The 18,029-nt window shown below is 57.2% G+C and carries 14 protein-coding genes; 3 read left to right on the forward strand and 11 right to left on the reverse strand.

The features are described 5' to 3' along the window. Positions 1–74: 74 nt before the first annotated feature. Together HMPREF2562_RS04640 and clpS are read right to left on the reverse strand one after the other, a co-directional pair. Positions 75–626: a DUF2017 domain-containing protein gene (locus HMPREF2562_RS04640; protein WP_049189745.1), complete on the reverse strand. Its 552-nt coding sequence runs from the start codon at positions 624–626 to the stop codon at positions 75–77. Between the two features lie 30 nt (positions 627–656). Beyond that, positions 657–950 carry an ATP-dependent Clp protease adapter ClpS gene (gene clpS, locus HMPREF2562_RS04645; protein WP_005511165.1) on the reverse strand — a complete coding sequence of 98 codons (294 nt, stop codon included), beginning with the start codon at positions 948–950 and terminating at the stop codon, positions 657–659. 81 nt (positions 951–1,031) lie between these two features. On the opposite strand from clpS, the gene HMPREF2562_RS04650 reads away from it, so the two are divergent. From HMPREF2562_RS04650 to HMPREF2562_RS04660, 3 genes are all read left to right on the forward strand, one after another. Further along, a complete protein-coding gene (locus HMPREF2562_RS04650; RefSeq protein ID WP_016422259.1) occupies positions 1,032–2,342 on the forward strand; it encodes a nicotinate phosphoribosyltransferase in 1,311 nt (436 codons plus the stop codon). Between the two features lie 128 nt (positions 2,343–2,470). Beyond that, positions 2,471–4,459: an ATP-dependent DNA helicase gene (locus HMPREF2562_RS04655; protein WP_172954634.1), complete on the forward strand. Its 1,989-nt coding sequence runs from the start codon at positions 2,471–2,473 to the stop codon at positions 4,457–4,459. A 182-nt stretch (positions 4,460–4,641) separates the two neighbouring features. Further along, positions 4,642–6,225, forward strand: a complete 1,584-nt coding sequence (locus HMPREF2562_RS04660; protein WP_070549692.1) for an AMP-binding protein — start codon at positions 4,642–4,644, stop codon at positions 6,223–6,225. Here the strand turns inward: HMPREF2562_RS04660 and HMPREF2562_RS04665 are convergent. From HMPREF2562_RS04665 to nrdH, 9 genes are all read right to left on the reverse strand, one after another. Beyond that, a complete protein-coding gene (locus HMPREF2562_RS04665) occupies positions 6,216–7,019 on the reverse strand; it encodes a peptidyl-tRNA hydrolase (RefSeq protein WP_049193344.1) in 804 nt (267 codons plus the stop codon). The two genes, HMPREF2562_RS04660 and HMPREF2562_RS04665, sit on opposite strands and share 10 nt — an antisense overlap. Beyond that, positions 7,019–8,311 carry a phosphoserine phosphatase SerB gene (gene serB / locus HMPREF2562_RS04670; protein WP_049193346.1) on the reverse strand — a complete coding sequence of 431 codons (1,293 nt, stop codon included), beginning with the start codon at positions 8,309–8,311 and terminating at the stop codon, positions 7,019–7,021. Before serB ends, HMPREF2562_RS04665 begins: the two co-directional genes overlap by 1 nt. A 277-nt stretch (positions 8,312–8,588) precedes the next feature. Further along, positions 8,589–10,289: an aa3-type cytochrome oxidase subunit I gene (gene ctaD / locus HMPREF2562_RS04675; RefSeq protein WP_005511131.1), complete on the reverse strand. Its 1,701-nt coding sequence runs from the start codon at positions 10,287–10,289 to the stop codon at positions 8,589–8,591. Positions 10,290–10,619: 330 nt separating this feature from the next. Next, entirely contained in the window at positions 10,620–11,636 is a 1,017-nt protein-coding gene (nrdF, locus tag HMPREF2562_RS04680) for a class 1b ribonucleoside-diphosphate reductase subunit beta (RefSeq protein ID WP_016422253.1), read from the reverse strand. Positions 11,637–11,973: 337 nt separating this feature from the next. Beyond that, the gene (locus HMPREF2562_RS04685; protein WP_016422252.1) at positions 11,974–13,419 is read right to left on the reverse strand and encodes an MFS transporter; all 1,446 of its coding nucleotides are present in this window, start codon (positions 13,417–13,419) and stop codon (positions 11,974–11,976) included. A 50-nt stretch (positions 13,420–13,469) separates the two neighbouring features. After that, positions 13,470–14,195 (reverse strand): purine-nucleoside phosphorylase, encoded by a 726-nt coding sequence (gene deoD / locus HMPREF2562_RS04690; protein ID WP_038627983.1) that lies wholly within the window; start codon positions 14,193–14,195, stop codon positions 13,470–13,472. Positions 14,196–14,430: 235 nt separating this feature from the next. Next, a complete protein-coding gene (nrdE, locus tag HMPREF2562_RS04695; protein WP_187405495.1) occupies positions 14,431–16,575 on the reverse strand; it encodes a class 1b ribonucleoside-diphosphate reductase subunit alpha in 2,145 nt (714 codons plus the stop codon). A 174-nt stretch (positions 16,576–16,749) separates the two neighbouring features. Then, positions 16,750–17,172 (reverse strand): class Ib ribonucleoside-diphosphate reductase assembly flavoprotein NrdI, encoded by a 423-nt coding sequence (nrdI, locus tag HMPREF2562_RS04700; RefSeq protein WP_049181994.1) that lies wholly within the window; start codon positions 17,170–17,172, stop codon positions 16,750–16,752. Positions 17,173–17,257: 85 nt separating this feature from the next. Continuing rightward, positions 17,258–17,482, reverse strand: coding sequence for a glutaredoxin-like protein NrdH (gene nrdH, locus HMPREF2562_RS04705; protein ID WP_005511161.1), 225 nt, complete (start codon positions 17,480–17,482; stop codon positions 17,258–17,260). Between the last annotated feature and the right edge of the window lie 547 nt (positions 17,483–18,029).

Genomic DNA, 18,029 nt, shown 5'->3' on the forward strand with positions numbered 1-18,029 from the left:
GCACCTTTCACCACAGTTCATGGCAGCTAACCTCAGTTGATTACTGCATCTTTTCGGGGTTTTGCTCGGATTCGCTACTCACCCATGAGCTGGTCCAACAGTGACTCTTGGTTGTAGGACAGCCACTGGTACATCGCGTCGGTCTGCTCAATCTGTTCGATGGAGCCATTGAGGTTCTCCATGGAAACATGCAGGTAAATACGTAGGTCATTGATACCCGCCACCCAGGCATGGGCATCACTTTCGGAAATGGATACCTGCCCCGACTCGGCGGGCTCCAGGGCGTCGATAATCGCACGCAGGGAATGGAGCTTGCTCTCTACAATCTCCGATTCATGCAGCTGGCGCATGAGGGCGTTTTCCCCCTCCACGCTCTCCTCACCCGGCTTGGTGAAGTCCGGCAACAGGCGCGCAAGCTTCGGATCGGATGGGGCCTCGGAGTGTCCGACAGGCATTCCCGTCATTTCCGCGAGCTCATTCTTCGGTGCCGACCGGGCTCGCTCCATCAGCGAGTCCGCCACAGTAGCAGCCAGATTCAGCAGCAAATCCCGCTCCGTGCCTTCAAAAGCCGTGACGTACTTGACGCCACCGCCGAGAAGGGATCGCTTGCGCTTCCAAGGACGCATGTAAATTCTCTCCCGCTGTCGAATATCGGCTTAGTCAGCCTGCTCCATTGTTGCCCACAAGCCTGCCTTGTGGAGCTTCTTCACATCGGCCTCCACCTTGTCACGCTCACCGGAAGACACGATTGCCTTGCCCTCCGTGTGAACCGTCATCATCAGCGCGTGCGCCTTCTTTCGGTCCATGCCGAAGAGCATCTGAAACACGTAGGTGACATAACTCATCGAATTAACCTGGTCATCCCACACAATGCACTGCCAGGGTCGGTTCGATTCCGTCACGACATCGGCATCCATAGTGGGCATCGGTGTTGCTGCTGGCATGCTCATAGGCACCAGGATAGTACGGAGTGGCGCGCGCTCGCCGGAACCGACTGCCCCGGCCCGCTTCAGCCGACTAGACTGTTGACCGTGATTGATAAGCATTCCTCCACCGCCCTTCTCACCGATAAGTACGAGCTGACGATGCTGCAGGCATCGCTTGCCGACGGATCCGGCGAGCGCCAGGTCGCCTTCGAGGTGTTTGGCCGTCGCCTGCCGAATGAGCGTCGCTATGGCGTTGTCGCTGGTACAGCGCGTGTGTTGGATGCTATCCGCAACTTCCGCTTCACCGAGGAACAGCTGGCTTCGCTGGACTTCCTCGATGACAGGACGCTGGATTACCTGCGTAACTATTCCTTCAGTGGCCAAGTCGACGGCTACCGCGAGGGAGAGCTCTACTTCCCCGCCTCGCCCATTTTGACGGTGCGAGGCACTTTCGCCGAGTGCGTCATTTTGGAGACTGTTATTCTCTCCATTCTCAATGCGGACTCCGCCATCGCCTCGGCAGCAACCCGAATGGTCACGGCTGCCGGTGGGCGCCCGATTATTGAAATGGGTTCGCGTCGCACTCATGAAGAAGCAGCTGTGACTGCTGCCCGCGCCGCTTACCTGGCAGGTTTTAGCGCCACCTCCAACTTGGAGGCAGCGGCACGGTACAACATCCCAGCCTCCGGTACCGCTGCGCACGCGTGGACTCTGTTGCACACCAACCCAGATGGCACGACGAACGAGGCTGCGGCCTTCAAGGCTCAGATTGACACACTGGGAACCGACACCACTTTGTTGGTGGATACCTACGACATCACCGAGGGCGTCAATACGGCTATTGAGGTCGCGGGTCCGGAACTCGGCGGTGTACGTATTGACTCCGGCGACCTCGGAGTTCTCGCTCGCCAGGTGCGTCAGCAGCTGGACTCGCTGGGTGCACACAACACCAACATCGTAGTGTCCTCTGACCTCGACGAGTTCGCCATTGCGGCGCTGAGGGCAGAGCCGGTCGATGTCTACGGCGTGGGCACCTCTGTAGTCACTGGCTCCGGCGCACCGACTGCGGGCCTGGTCTACAAGATGGTCGAAGTTGATGGGGTGCCCGTCGCCAAGCGTTCTCTGGATAAGCGGAGCCATGGTGGCGTGAAGGCGGCGATTCGTACCTGTCGCCGTTCCGGTACCGCCGTGGAGGAAATCGCTTTCCCGCTCGGCTCGGAAATCCCGGATGTGGGCAACCTGCACTACCGCGATCTGACCATTCCGATGATGCGCGATGGCGAGGTCGTCGATGGTCTACCGACCTTGGAGGAGTCCCGCGATCACTTGGTTAAGGCGCTGGTCAGCCTCCCGTGGGAGGGGCTCGCACTTTCCCGTGACGAGCCGGTACTGTCCGTCCGTTTTCACGGCGTTTAGGCGGCGGGGGAACTGTGTCGGACACTCCCGAGCACGCAGATTTTGCTGAGCTATCGGACGACTTTGAGGACTTTGACGATGTTGACGAGCTAGCTTCACCGAGAGCCAGCGTCCATAACGCGGATAGCATCGAAGCTCTTCTCGATGCGGCAGTGAAGGGACTCGGCGGAACGACTCGACCGAATCAGGTCAAAATGTCCCGGTCGGTGGCCTCCGCCTTTGCGCGCGAGCGGCACCTAGCGGTACAGGCAGGCACCGGTACGGGTAAGTCGCTGGCCTACCTGGTGCCTGCCATTGTGCAAGCAATGGAGTCCGACGAGTCTGTAATCGTTTCCACGGCGACCATTGCGCTGCAACGCCAGCTGGTCGAACGCGACTTGCCGCGGCTAGTCAGTTCGCTAGAGCCACACTTGTCCCGCACGCCAACCTTCGCAATCCTCAAGGGCCGCTCGAACTACCTGTGCAAGTCCAAGGTCGGAAATGTCATCAAAGATCCCGTCATGGACGGTGATGAATCCGAGCAGGCCAGCTCAGGTGACGCCGTTGGCCCCACTGCCCTCCTCAGCGAAGCGCAGCTCAGCCGAACCGCTGCCGAGGTCATGCGGCTACGCGAGTGGGCCAATGACACCGACACCGGCGACCGCGACAGCCTGGACAAGGGCGTTTCCAACGAAGCCTGGCGGCAGGTCTCCGTCACGGCTCGCGAATGCGTCGGTGCCATTTCCTGCCCTTTCGGCGAGGAGTGTTTCGCCGAACAAGCCCGCCGCGAGGCCTCCAACGTTGACATCGTTGTCACCAATCACGCACTGTTGGCCATCGATGCGCTCTCCGACGCCATGATTTTGCCGCAGCACGACTGCGTTGTCATTGACGAGGCTCACGAGCTCGACGGTCGAATCACCTCTGTTGCCACCGACGAGCTCTCCCCTGCCGGTATCACCATGATGGCCCGGCGCGCCCGCAAATTCGGAGCCGCAGAGCAGGTGGATGATGTCACCGATGCCACGGATCTACTCGGCGAGACCGTCGCATTGCTTGCCGACGCCTACAGCGGCGCACTCGAAGAAATTCCCGGTGAGCTTGGAGCGGCGCTAGCTTCGCTCCGCGATAGCCTGTGGCAACTACAGACCACGCTAGGCACCTCTAGTTCAGGCAGCTCTGGCGGGTCGGGCTCCGGTGGTTCGAGTTCTGACTCTGACAACACTGAGCGCCAGACCGTCCGCGCTGCCGTGGAGAATATGCACGACACAGTCGTGCGAATTCTAGAGTTCAGTAGCGACGATGTCGTATGGCTTGGCGAGAACAAGACAGTTTATGTCGCTCCCCTGTCCATCGCAGCACTGCTTCGCGAACGCCTCTTCGGCGAATCCACCGTCGTTTTGACCTCAGCAACACTTGCTCTTGGCGGCAAGTTCGATGCCATGGCCGCCGCTTGGGGGCTTCCCTCCGGTGGGTGGGATGGCTTGGACGTCGGCACGCCCTTTGACCCGCAGAAATCTGGCATCCTCTACGTCGCACGCGACCTGCCACGACCTGGACGCGACGGCGCCACACCGGAGCAGTTCGCGATCATGGAGCGCCTCATCCGCGCCGCTGGTGGGCGAACGCTCGGGCTGTTTTCTTCTCGCCGAGGCGCCGAGGCAGCGGCGGAGGAAATGCGCAAGCGCCTGCCTTACGACGTGCTGTGCCAAGGCGATGACTCTATCGGTGCTCTGGTTGATCGCTTCGCAGCTAATCCGCAGACATGCTTGTTTGGCACGCTGACGCTGTGGCAAGGCGTCGATGTTCCTGGCCCATCGCTATCGTGTGTCATCATCGATCGCATCCCGTTCCCCCGCCCCGACGACCCGCTTTTGTCCGCGCGCTCCGATGCGGCTAATGCCGCTGGCCGAAACGGTTTTATGGAGGTCTCAGCGACACATGCAGCGCTGCTGATGGCGCAGGGTTCTGGTCGTCTGCTACGCCAAGTCGATGACCGCGGGGTTGTTGCGGTACTGGATTCACGGTTGGCTACTGCACGCTATGGTTCCTGGATTGCCGCGTCGATGCCTGACTTCTGGCGGACGACCAACCTGGATATTGCGGCTGGAGCGTTGCAGCGGCTGACCCAAAGCTGATTCAGAGGGGGCTGTCTGGGCTCACGAGGTGACGCTGGATTAGGCATAGTTTCTGGAAAAAATCCCACGCTTTTCTATCCAATACATTATTGTGATGTGAAACACAGCACTGCTACAGTGCCCGAGCTAATGAAGCAGGACACTTGGCAGCCGTGCACGAGATTAGAAAGGCGATTTCCTGCATGCCCCTTTCCAGCAACCTCCCCGACATCGACATCCCGGAGACCTCACTCTTTGAGTTCCTCTTCGGAGAAATTGAGCCACGTCACCAGGACAAGCTTGCAATCGTTGACTCAGGCTCCGAGGTCACCTTCGGTGATCTGAAGGCCAGCATTGAGAAGTTTGCGGGTGCGCTGGCAGCACGTGGGATTAAGAAGGGCGACGTTGTGGCTCTCCACTGCCCCAACTCGACAACCTTCGCGGTCGCTCTTCACGGTGTCCTACGCGCGGGGGCTGTCTGCACGACGGTCGCATCGCTGGCAACTGCGGAGGACATTGAAAACCAACTCCGGATGTCTGACGCGAAGATGATGCTGACGACCTCCTCAATCGGTTGGGCTGGCGCCCACGGCGCTGAGGCTGCTGGTCTGCCGGAAGAGATGATTATCGGCCTGACGGGTCTCCACGGCATGGGCGAGCTGCTTGCCGAGGGGCACGCAGCCCCGGACGTCGACGTATCACCCGATGACGTTGCCGTGATTCCGTTTTCCTCGGGAACCACCGGTGTACCGAAGGGCGTCCAGCTCACTCACCGCAACTTGGTGGCCAACGTCGCTCAGGCGGGTGGAGCTACAGTCAACGCGCTGACCGAGGACACCCCGGCTGTCACTATCCTGCCGTTTTTCCACATCTACGGCCTGACTGCGCTGCTGAATCTGTGCCTGTGGCGCCGCACGACGCAGTACACCATGGGCAAGTTCGACCTCGTCGATTTCCTGTCCATCATCGCCGAGCACAAGGTGAAGTTCGCGTTCATCGCACCGCCTGTAGCTGTGGGCCTGGCCAAGCACCCAGCTGTCGATTCCTTTGACCTGTCCAGCCTGGAGACAATCTTCTCGGGTGCCGCTTCTCTCCAACTTGACCTCGCGGAACAGGTGGAAAAGCGCCTTGACTGCGTGGTCGCACAGGGCTTCGGCATGACCGAGTCCTCGCCAGCAGCCCACATCCGCATCGGCCACGATAGTCCGCTGGACTCGATCGGTCGCGCAGTCCCCAACACTCAGTACAAGATTGTCAACCTCGACTCCGACAGCTTTGAGGAAATCCCGGTTCCCGCCGAGGGGCGCTCGGAGGCAGGTGAGCTATGGATTCATGGTCCACAGGTGATGAAGGGCTACCTCAACAACCCGAAGGCGACGGCAGAGACGCTTGTCGACGGTTGGCTGCGTACCGGCGACGTTGCGGAACTCGACGAACACGGGAATGTGTACATCGTCGACCGCTTCAAGGAACTGATTAAGTACAAGGGCTACCAGGTTCCGCCGGCCGAGCTCGAGTCCGTGCTGCTCAGCCACCCGGATACTGCCGATGCCGCCTGCAGTGGTGTCGTTCGCTCCGACGGCGAGGAGATTCCTAAGGCCTACGTTGTCCTCAAGGCGGGCAAGCAGGTGACTGAAGACGAGATTATGGACTACGTCGCCGACCGCGTCGCACCGTACAAGAAGGTGCGAGCAGTCGAGTTCATGGATGAAATCCCGAAGTCGGCGACGGGCAAGATTCTGCGCAAGGATCTCAAGGCCATGGAGGCAGCACGCGCTCAGTCGTGAGTTACTGCCCCAGGGGTCACCGCCACGGTGACTGAACCGGGTGCAATCTCGGTAAACCCGGCATCCTGAACCTCAACCGCGCGGGGCTCTGGCGCTGGCCACTGCTCCCGCGGTACTTCTTTCACATCTAACGCATAACCACTTTGCGCCCACGCCCAAGCGTCCTCGACCGACAGGCTGGCCGCATAGAGCATCGAGCCGTGTCCAACTTGCGCGGCCACCTTTCCTACGGACATATTCAGGTTTTTGTCCACCCAAATCACTGGCGGAGCAAAGGTGTCAGCGCTCTCATGGTCGCCCGGGGCGCCGGGAGATGTGTTCTCCGGGTCGTCGTAAGGCAAATCGGTGCCGGAAATTTGTAGTTTGGCAATCTCCGGGTAGGTTTCGTCGACAGGAGTTGGCACTAGTGCGCGAGCTTGCGCGCCGTCGACGTCCACGGTGACACCCGGTGCAAGCTGAGCGCGTTGCCAGCCGATATTGCGAGCGCGACGTGTGAGCTTGCGGATGCGCGCACCGTACCAAGACGCCAGACCTTGTTGATAGGCAGAAGTGTCATCGCCTGCGCGTTCGTCCAGGCAACAAGCAACAACAGCCATCGCGGCAGCGCGGAGCAGCGCAGTGCGCGAGGGGCGTTCCTTCTTCGGAACCTCAAGCACAATAGCCATTGCCCACGGCACATCCTCGCCGTGGTCTTCCCTATCAGGTTGCGGCAGGAGATTATGGGCGATACGGAACCACTCCGGTACCGATGATGCGTCCGTGACAGCTGGATCCTTGTGATCCTCGCGTTGCACTACTGCTCCAACGGCACGCGGCGGAAGGTGCCATCTTCGCGGTCGGCATCGTCGATTTCATCGCGGGAAATGCCCAGCATGAACAGAATCGAGTCCATGAATGGAACGTTGACGGACGTGTCAGCGATTTCCTTCAGCGCCGGCTTGGCATTGAAAGCAATACCAAGGCCTGCGACCGACAACATATCGATGTCATTGGCCCCATCGCCGACCGCAACGGTCTGATGCATCTGAAGCCCCGACTCTGCGGCGAACGTCTTGAGGCTGCGGGCCTTCTCCTGCCTATCGACGACATCGCCGACCACGCGTCCAGTCAGCTTTCCGTCCTCGACCTCGAGGGTATTCGCCTTGTAAAAGTCCAGACCGAGATCCTTTGCCAGCGGCTCCAAGATCTGGATAAAGCCACCGGAGACAGCACCACACTTGTAACCGAGGCGCTTCAGCGTGCGGATCGTGGTGCGGGCGCCTGGAGTCAGCTCGATGGAGTTAGTGACTTCCTCTAGGACACTGACCGGCAGGCCAGCCAGAGCCTTAACTCGCTCATGCAGTGACTCGGCGAAGTCCAGCTCACCGCGCATAGCGCGCTCTGTAACCGCTGCAACCTCCGCCTCGCGACCAGCATGGGCGGCCAGCATCTCAATGACCTCACCGGTAATCAAGGTCGAGTCCACATCGAAACAAATCAAGCGCTTGGAGCGGCGTTGCAAACCAGCGCGTTCAATTGCGATGTCAATGTCCTGGTCCTGTGCAAGCTCGGCCAGTGCCTTACGCAGCGGAATGCCCGCACCCGGCTTCGGGTCCGGAATAGAGACCAGCAATTCCAGGCCAGTGACTGGGTAGTCAGCAATACCGCGAATGGAATCGATGTTTGCACCGTAATCAGCAAGAGTGCGGCCGATACGGGAAATATCCTCAGCGTTGACCGGATTGCCCAACACGACAAGTGCGTGGGTGGAGCCATCGCTGCGCTCAATCGGGGCATCCAGCTGGAAACTGACAGTCATGCCGTGAGGCTTCAGTGTTTCAATGAGTCCCTCACGGAGAACACCGACCTTTTCTTCTGTGACACCAACAAGCGCACCGAGGCTCAGATTAGAGCGGAACACCGACTGTTCCACATCCAAAATTTGAACTCCGTGGGCCGCGAGCACGCGGAAGAAAGCTGCGGAGACACCCGGGCGGTCTCGGCCAACAGCGGTAATAAGCACCGGAGCTAGTCCCGGTGCCAACGAAACCGATAGAGCATCGGTATCTACAGACTGACTGGGAGAGATAATTACCTGTTCATTCACCAATCCAGTATCGCATGAAGCCCCGGCAGAGTGCTCATCGCATAGTGGGATTCCGCACTTCAGTGGGTGGCCAGCGACAGGCGCTAGCCATCGCCCTGCTCTCTTGCCCTTCTGGCGCTCCCTGCCCCCCCTGCTCTCCCTGCGCTCTCTTACTGCCTCTTCCCTAGGAAAGACTCTCAAAGACAAGACTAAGGCCCCATCACGGAGAACCGTGATGGGGCCTTAGCTTCGCGTAGTTATTAACTCAGAGTTGCATCAGCCATGTAGCCACTAGCTCTTAGAGCTGACGACCAACGTGGGCCTCTGCGCGCTGACGCTCAACCATGTGCGGGTAGTGCAGCTCGAACGCCGGGCGCTCCGAGCGGATGCGCGGCATCGAGGTGAAGTTGTGGCGCGGCGGCGGGCAAGAAGTAGCCCACTCGAGGGAGTTACCGTAACCCCACGGGTCATCAACAGTGACGACCTCACCGTAGCGCCAGGACTTGAAGACGTTCCAGACAAACGGGATAACAGACAGACCCAGGATGAACGCACCAACGGTGGAGATCATGTTCAGGGTGGTGAAACCGTCAGTCTCGAGGTAGTCGGCGTAACGACGCGGCATACCCTCGTTACCCAGCCAGTGCTGGACCAGGAAGGTCAGGTTGAAGCCGATGAAGGTCAGCCAGAAGTGAACCTTTGCCAGCTTCTCGTCGAGCATACGACCAGTCATCTTCGGGAACCAGAAGTAAACGCCCGAGTAGGAAGCGAAGACCAGGGTACCGAACAGGGTGTAGTGGAAGTGCGCCACGACGAAGTAAGTATCAGAGACGTGGAAGTCCAGCGGTGGGGAAGCCAGCATAATACCGGTCAAACCACCGAACAGGAAGGTCACGATGAAGCCGAGAGCGAAAGTCATCGGAGCCTCGAAGGTCATGTGGCCACGCCACATGGTGCCCATCCAGTTGATGAACTTAACACCGGTCGGGACCGAAATCAGGAAGGTCATGAACGAGAAGAACGGAAGCAGAACGCCACCGGTCACGAACATGTGGTGTGCCCACACAGCCATGGACAGACCTGCAATAGACAGGGTTGCGAAGACCATACCTGCGTAGCCGAACAGCGGCTTACGGGAAAAGACCGGAACGACCTCGGTGATGATGCCCACGAACGGCAACAGCAGGACGTAGACCTCTGGGTGACCGAAGAACCAGAACAGGTGCTGCCACAGCATTGCGCCACCGTTTGCCGGGTCGTAAATGTGACCGCCCAGCTTACGGTCGTACAAAACACCAAGAGCAGCTGCAGTCAGAATCGGGAAGATCAGCAGAGCCAGGATCGAGGTAACCAGGATGTTCCAGGTGAAGATTGGCATACGGAACATGGTCATGCCTGGTGCACGGAGGCACAGGACAGTGGTGGTCATGTTAATGGCGGAAGCGATGGTACCGACACCACCAACACCGACACCGACAATCCACAGGTCAGAACCGACACCCGGAGAGTGAATCGGGTCAGACAGCGGGGAGTACATGGTCCAACCGAAGTCAGCAGCACCACCCGGGGTCAGGAAGCCCGACAGCATCAGAATGCCACCAATGGTGGTCAGCCAGAAGCCGAAAGCGTTCAGACGCGGGAAAGCCACGTCCGGAGCACCAATCTGAAGTGGCAGAATGTAGTTAGCAAAACCCCAAACAATCGGGGTACCGAACAGAAGCAGCATCACCGTGCCGTGCATGGTGAACATCTGGTTGAACTGCTCGTTAGAAAGGAACTGAAGTCCTGGGGCGAAGAGCTCAGCACGGATAAGCAGAGCCATCAGACCGCCGACAAAGAAGAACGAGAAGGACATAATGATGTACATGATGCCCAGCTTCTTGTGGTCGGTCGTGGTCAGCATTTCCCACGCCCAGCTGCCCTTACGCTCATGTCCGAACGGCTGCGGCCGTTCCGGCGCTACAACGCCATGATCTGGACGAGGCGCTACTGCAGTCATTCTTCCTCCTTACTACGCGAAGATTTCCTGTAACTCACTACAGGGATTTTAAGTTTTGTCCTTGTGAGAATAGTGCAGGCGAGTACGCGACGGCGAACCCACCTACCGCTATGTGCCAGATTCTAGTCTGAACCTTGGAAAAAGTTAAGGCTAAGGGATTTTCCGGCTCACTTCCCCACTCAGCTAAGCACACTATTAGTTTCCTGAGAATTGTCTTAACCTGGGCTAACGCCTATTTAGCAGGAACCGTCGAGGCTAGGACTACTACCCCCGTGTGTGTGCTGTCACCAGAGTGAGGCTCGATGCGGAATGTTCCCTACACCTGTGCTTTTAGAAGTCCCAGTCCTCATCCTCGGTTACTTCAGCCTTACCCATGACGTAGGAAGAGCCGGAACCCGAGAAGAAGTCGTGGTTTTCGTCAGCATTCGGCGACAGGGCCGACAGGATCGACGGCGAAACGCGAGTCTCGTCGGCCGGGAACATACCCTCGTAGCCCAAGTTGTTTAGAGCCTTGTTGCCGTTGTAACGCAGGAAACGCTTGACATCCTCGGTCCAACCGAGTTCGTCGTACATCTCTTCGGTGTACTGAATCTCGTTGTCGTAGAGATCAAACATGAGGTCGAAGGTGTAATCCTTCAGCTCGTCACGTTCGGCCTGGGTCAGACGCTCCAGGTTGCGCTGGTACTTGTAACCGATGTAGTAACCGTGAACTGCCTCATCACGAATGATTAGGCGAATAATGTCCGCGGTGTTAGTCAGCTTGGCGTGGCTGGACCAGTACATCGGCAGGTAGAAGCCCGAGTAGAACAGGAAGGACTCCAGCAAAGTGGAAGCGACCTTCTTCTTCTGCGGATTATCGCCCTCGTAGTAGTCGAGGATAATCTTGGCCTTCTTCTGCAGGTACTCGTTCTCCTCGCCCCAACGGAACGCATCCTGAATTTCAGGAGTCGACGCCAGCGTCTGGAAAATCGACGAGTAGCTCTTTGCGTGCACCGATTCCATGAAGGCGATATTGGTGTACACAGCTTCCTCGTGCGGAGTCAGCGCATCCGGGATGAGCGATACTGCACCAACCGTGCCCTGGATGGTGTCCAGCATGGTCAGACCAGTGAACACGCGCATCGTGGTGCGCTGCTCCAGTGCGTTGAGCGTATTCCAGCTCTTGATGTCATTCGACAGCGGCACCTTTTCCGGCAACCAGAAGTTACCGGTCAGACGATCCCAAACCTCGAGATCCTTGTCATCAGGAATCGTGTTCCAGTCAATAGCCGCAACTGGGCATGCACGCGACTCTGGATTCTTCTCACGGTGGGCCGGAGTCGAGGGTGGGCAATCATCGAAACTCACGTGGAAACCTCTCCCTTTTTCATTGATATTGCCGTTTTCCGAACACACCTTATATATAAGGAACGTCCTTCACTCTTTACGAGTTCAAACAGCGGCTGCAGCGGTGGCTATTCCAGCCTTGTCCCACTACAAAACGTCAGGCTCCCGATGAAAGGAGCCACTACCCTTAGCAGCTTACCCACACCCGCATTATTAAGCACGCGGCCTAGAAGAAATCGCCCCACTTGCCGAGTCTTGTTCCCGGTGCCCCTCCCCTAACCCCACGTCACACAAAGAAAAAGGTGCTTGACGACGCAATGTCCGTCGTCAAGCACCAAGCGCAAGATGTTGCGCGAACCTAGGCGTGAACCTTCTCTCGGTTTTCCGCCGTGTCGTTGATGATGCGGTCGGAGATGACGTACACCAGCAAACCTACGACAGCCATGAGCGCGAGCAACCAAGCGATGGTAGCGGAGACCCCTTCTGCTTCAGACTGCGCGATGGAGAGGGTGCTGAAGAAGGCCGGTCGAGAATCAACAAGCATGGCCGTTAACGCGATGCCAACCGGTACGGCAATGTTGATCGTCAGATTGTAGAAACCGATTGCAACACCGGACTTGGCGGCAGGAATGTTCTGCAGTGCGGTCGCGACCAACGGCGCATACATGAGCGCGAACCCTGATGGGAACAGAATCATGGAGACGATAACCGTGGCAACACCGGCCCCCGGCAGCACTGCGGGGATGAGCAACGCCACGATGATGATGCTGATAGCCGCGACAATGGCCTGCTTCGAGGGCAGGAACTTGGCAACCTTGCCAGACATTACACCGACGATGACAGCGCAGAGGTAGCCCGGCGCGAGGATATAGGCAGCACCGTCGAGGTTGATGCCATAGAGCTCGTCGACCATATACGGCAACAGAATGGCCGAATACCCCAACTGGACCATGTAAACCACGAGCACAACAATCAGCGCGCAAACGTAGCGAGCATTGGTAAAGAACGACGGGCTGACCACGGCGTTGTCATGTGTCCGGATGTGCCAGACAAAGAGCGCGACGCCCAGCGCAGCGGCAACCAGCCACCACCATTGGAACTGCTGCATGAACAGCATCACCGCAGTGGCGATGACCGCGATGAGGAACAGGCCAAAGATATCCAGGTGACTCTTCTGCTGCTGCTCCTCCGGAACTGTCTTGATCAGGAACGGAATGGCAACTATCAGAATGAGCGAAATCAGGAACATAGCCGGCCAGGAAATGTAGGTAGCCACGATTCCCGAGGTCAACGTTCCAATCAGCAGCGCGGCTTGGAAGGCCGCGGTGGAAAAGCCGAGGTAGGTTTTCTGATCTTCTGGGCTTAGGTACTTGGTGACATAGATGACGTAGAGTGTCTCAGCCGCCGCCAGGCCGGCAGTTTGAATAATGCGGGCAGTAAGCACGATTGGCCATACTCCCTGGAAGAAATAACCCAGTAGAGAGCCCACGGCGACGAAGCCGATACCGACAATCATCAATTTGCGGATACTGATGCTGTCCGCCAATGCGGCGTACACCACCGCTCCAATGCCAATCAAGATACCGGCGAGTGTCGCCTGCAGACTGGCCGTGGAGACACTGAGGTCCAGAGATTCCGCAATCGGCTTGGTCATGAACTTAAAGCCATTGTCCAAGACCAAACAGAATACAAAGGAAAACAGCAAGACCGGGACTGCGGCCTTAGGGTTTGGCGCGGCAGCCTTGGACGCTGCGCTTTCACGGGGATTCACGTTCAAGCTGGTATTGCTGGCGGGATTGCTCATCGCACTGTACCTATTTCACACTTCAAGCCAATTGATTGCGGACCAGGACACTAGAGTCGAGCCAGCGGCAATGCCAGCTCCATCATCGTCGTGAAGGCCTTCTCACGTTCTTCCGGAGTGGTCTTTCCACCGGTGACGATGTTGTCCGACACAGTGAAGATTCCCATGGCCTCCACACCGGCCTCGGCGGCGGTGGCATAAAGGCCAGCAGATTCCATCTCCACCGCCAGCACACCCATGCGTGCCCAACGGTCGTTCACATCATCCTGGAAGTTGTAGAAAATATCGCTGGACAAGATGTTGCCGACGTGTGTAGTGATGCCCTGCTCGCGGGCACGATCGCGAACATCTTCAATCAGGCGGAAAGACGCGGACGGGGCGAATGTTCCCGGCAAGTTGTACTGCGAAAGAAAATTGGAGTCAGTCGACGCCGTCTGACCGATAACCACGTCATACAGGTCCAGCTCCGGCTGCAACGCGCCGCACGAACCGACGCGAATCAGCTTCTTGCAGCCGAAAACATGGATAAGTTCCCAGGAGTACAGCGAGATAGACGGAATACCCATACCGGACCCCATGACAGACACTTCCTGCCCCTGGTAGGTGCCGGTAAAGCCCAGCATGTTGCGAACTTCGTTGAACTGAACGACATCGTCCAAATAGGTCTCCGCAATGAACTTCGCACGCAGCGGGTCACCTGGCAACAAAATAGTTTCTGCAATCGGCGCACCCTTTGGGTTGATGTGTGGAGTGCTCTTACCAGTGGTATCGGACATGGCTTCCAGCCCCTTCTCCCACTAGCCGTGGGTGAAAATTATGCGAACATTGGTGTACCACTGCCCAGGTTAATTACCTGCATTACAACCGTCAATAGTAATATTTACATTTGTTCCCAATTGGGTGGAGTGACGAAAAAGGCGCGAGAACCTCCCGACAAAACTCGGGGAAATTCTCGCGCCTTCAATGTGCTACAGCTAAAGCATTAGATGCCTAGCCTTCAAACACGCTTGCTTAAAGCATGCAGGATACGCAGCCCTCGACCTCAGTACCCTCCAGCGCAACCTGACGCAGGCGGATGTAATACAGAGTCTTAATACCCTTGCGCCATGCGTAAATCTGCGCACGGTTGAGATCACGAGTGCTCACCGAGTCCTTGAAGAACAAGGTCAGCGACAGTCCCTGGTCAACATACTTGGTAGCGACCGCGTAAGTGTCAATAATCTTCTCGTAGCCGATCTCGTAGGCATCCTGGAAATATTCGCGGTTGTCATTGTCCAAGTGCGGAGCCGGGTAGTAAACGCGGCCAATCTTGCCCTCCTTGCGGATCTCAATCTGAGACGCAATCGGGTGAATCGACGAAGTCGAGTTGTTGATGTAGGAAATCGAACCGGTCGGCGGCACTGCCTGCAGGTTGCGGTTGAACAGGCCGTACTCCATGACGTCGGCCTTCAGCTGCGCCCAGTCCTCAGCGTCCGGAATGTGCGCGGTGGAGTTCGCGAAGATCTCCTTGACGTGCTGAGTCTTCGGCTGGAATTCTGCCGGATCGAAGTTGTCGAAGTACTTGCCGCTGGCGTAGTCGGAGTTCTCAAAGTTGACGAACTTCTGACCGCGCTCGCGAGCAATCTTGTTGGATGCGCGCAGGACAGCGTAGAGCACTGCTGCGAAGTAGGCGTTGGTGAAGTCCAGGCCCTCTTCCGAGCCGTACATAATCTTCTCGCGGCCAAGGTAGCCGTGCAGGTTCATCTGCCCCAGGCCGATCGCGTGAGATCCGTCGTTGCCCTTGCGAATCGATGGCACCGAGTCAATAGAAGTCTGCTCACTGACCGCAGTCAGGCCACGGATGGCTGTCTCGACAGTGCGACCGAAGTCCGGCGAGTCCATGGTCATCGCAATGTTCAGCGAGCCAAGGTTACAGGAAATGTCCTCACCCACGTGCTCGTAGGACAGGTCCGCATTGTAGGTCGACGGGGTGTTGACCTGCAGAATCTCCGAGCAGAGGTTCGACATGTTAATGCGGCCCTCAATCGGGTTCGCGCGGTTAACCGTGTCCTCGAACATGATGTACGGGTAGCCGGACTCAAACTGAATCTCAGCGATGGTCTGGAAGAACTGACGCGCGTTGATCTTCTGCTTACGAATACGCGGGTCCTCGACCATATCCGCGTAGTTCTCAGTGATATTAATGTCCGCGAACGGCTTACCGTAGACACGCTCGACATCGTACGGGCTGAAGAGGTACATGTCGTCGTTACGCTTGGCCAGCTCAAACGTGATGTCCGGAATGACAACGCCAAGCGACAGCGACTTGATGCGAATCTTCTCGTCCGCGTTCTCACGCTTGGTATCCAAGAAGCGCATGATGTCCGGGTGGTGCGCGTGCAGGTAGACAGCGCCAGCACCCTGACGAGCACCCAGCTGGTTAGCGTAGGAGAAGGAGTCCTCCAGCAGCTTCATAACCGGGATGACACCGGAAGACTGATTCTCGATGTGCTTAATCGGAGCACCCTGTTCACGCAGGTTGCTCAGCAGCAGCGCCACACCACCGCCGCGCTTGGACAGCTGCAGCGAGGAGTTAATGGCGCGACCAATGGACTCCATGTTGTCCTCGATACGCAGCAGGAAGCAGCTCACCGGCTCGCCGCGCTGGGCCTTACCGGAGTTGAGGAATGTAGGAGTAGCAGGCTGGAAACGTCCGGTGATGATCTCATCAACCAGGTGCTGCGCGAGCCCCAAGTCGCCGTCGGCAAGCGTGAGAGCAACCATGCAGACACGGTCTTCGTAGCGCTCCAAGTAACGCTTGCCGTCGAAGGTCTTCAGTGTGTACGAGGTGTAGTACTTGTAAGCACCCAGGAAAGTCTGAAAACGGAACTTGTGGGCGTAGGCCTGCTTAAACAGTGCCTTGACGTCCTCAAATTCGTACTTCTCCAGAACCTCGGCCTCGTAGTAATGGTTCTCTACCAGATAATCGAGCTTCTCCCGCAAGTTGTGGAAGAACACAGTGTTCTGATTGACATGCTGCAAGAAGAACTGCCGCGCAGCCATGCGGTCTTTATCGAACTGAATCTTGCCGTCTTCACCGTACAGATTCAGCAGCGCATTGAGCGCGTGGTAATCCAGCTTGTCCTCACCCACCGGCTCCGCGACCTGCTTGCCCATTTCCGACACGTTGACTCCTTTAATATTCATTTGCCTGCACAGGGTCTGTTCCAACACTGCCCAGAGCAATCCAATCTAGCTATTTTCCTCGCACACCGCTTTACGACGGCTTCCGCGAGCGTATCCATTCGGTTGTCCTCAGTGCCCCTTCCCTCGACACTGAGGCTTGCCAACTTAGGCGCTGGCTCTACCGTGGAAGAATTCCTCTAGCCCTTCTCGGACTCGCCGCACATCGTGGTCGGTTCCCATCAGCTCGAAGCGATATAGATATGGAACCTTGCACTTGTAGGAGATGACATCCCCTGCTTTACAGAAGTCCTCACCGAAGTTGAGATTGCCGGCAGCAATCACACCTCGGATGAAAGAGCGGTTGTGCTCATTATTAAGAAATTTGATGACCTGCGGAGGAACTGGCCTTGAGTTACCACCGCTGATGGAAACGCCACCACCATAAGTCGGACAAATGAGGACATAGGGCTCATCGACGATAAGCTCCGGCTCATTACGACGGATGGGAATGCGGGCATTTTTGATACCTAGCTTTTCAACAAACTTGTGTGTATTCCCCGTCGCCGAGGAGAAATACACCACCAGCATGAGAGCTTCACCCTTTACATCGCAAAACCCCCGCAATCTTCGCTTCCCGGGTGGTCAACGAAATCTGCGGAGAGGTGTGTGATTCTTACGCTGCCTGGAGAGCCTTGATGCGATCCGGACGGAAACCCGACCAGGTCTCAGTGCCAGTGTCAACGACCGGCGCCTGGAGGTGACCGAGAGCCATGACGTAGTCCCGAGCCTCATCGTCCATGGTGATGTCGACGATATCGTAGGCAATTCCAGCCTTATCGAGGGCACGAGTGGTAGCGCGGCACTGGACACATGCAGGCTTGCTGTAAACGGTAACCATGACTCTCACAAACTTTCTGGCTTTGGGTAAGACCAATGAATCGGATCGACTTCGTACAAACAACGGAAGCGGCCGAGGAATCAGCGGATTGGTTGAATGACCGAAAGCTCCCAGGGTTCATGAGAAACCGAGTACGGGTGGCAGACAGGTCCTTTTAGCTCTCCTTGGCTCGACATCGAAAACACTACACTTGGTGCCTAGAAAACTCTAGTCATACTAGATGTAGTACTCACAACCATGGTATTCCCTGTTCGGAGATCTCTGGCGCACAAGATGTTGTACACAGACGCACCACAACCTTGTAATTTCACGCTAAAAATTCTAGAAAATCGTAGAAAAACAACTATCGGTGGATTTTGGTTAAACCAATTACTGCATGACGCCCCGCAGCCGACCGCACCGATTCCAGGCGCCGCAGTGTCCCCGCCCTGCCTTTGTCCCTCCCCTACCCAACTTCGGATTCCGCAGCGATCTCAAAAATCGCGGGCTGCACATATGAACACGGGCTGCACATATGAAACTGTGCGAGTTTATGACACTTTCAAGC

It is taken from the genome of Corynebacterium sp. HMSC077G07, assembly GCF_001809225.1.
Taxonomy (GTDB): Bacteria; Actinomycetota; Actinomycetes; order Mycobacteriales; family Mycobacteriaceae; genus Corynebacterium; species Corynebacterium jeikeium_D.

Bases quoted from the DNA above. Each gene is read 5' to 3' on its own strand.
- HMPREF2562_RS04640 (WP_049189745.1), bottom strand. From the start codon at position 626: ATGCGTCCTTGGAAGCGCAAGCGATCCCTTCTCGGCGGTGGCGTCAAG.
- clpS (WP_005511165.1), bottom strand. From the start codon at position 950: ATGAGCATGCCAGCAGCAACACCGATGCCCACTATGGATGCCGATGTC.
- HMPREF2562_RS04660 (WP_070549692.1), top strand. From the start codon at position 4,642: ATGCCCCTTTCCAGCAACCTCCCCGACATCGACATCCCGGAGACCTCA.
- ctaD (WP_005511131.1), bottom strand. From the start codon at position 10,289: ATGACTGCAGTAGCGCCTCGTCCAGATCATGGCGTTGTAGCGCCGGAA.
- HMPREF2562_RS04685 (WP_016422252.1), bottom strand. From the start codon at position 13,419: ATGAGCAATCCCGCCAGCAATACCAGCTTGAACGTGAATCCCCGTGAA.
- deoD (WP_038627983.1), bottom strand. From the start codon at position 14,195: ATGTCCGATACCACTGGTAAGAGCACTCCACACATCAACCCAAAGGGT.
- nrdE (WP_187405495.1), bottom strand. From the start codon at position 16,575: ATGGGCAAGCAGGTCGCGGAGCCGGTGGGTGAGGACAAGCTGGATTAC.
- nrdI (WP_049181994.1), bottom strand. From the start codon at position 17,172: ATGCTGGTGGTGTATTTCTCCTCGGCGACGGGGAATACACACAAGTTT.
- nrdH (WP_005511161.1), bottom strand. From the start codon at position 17,482: ATGGTTACCGTTTACAGCAAGCCTGCATGTGTCCAGTGCCGCGCTACC.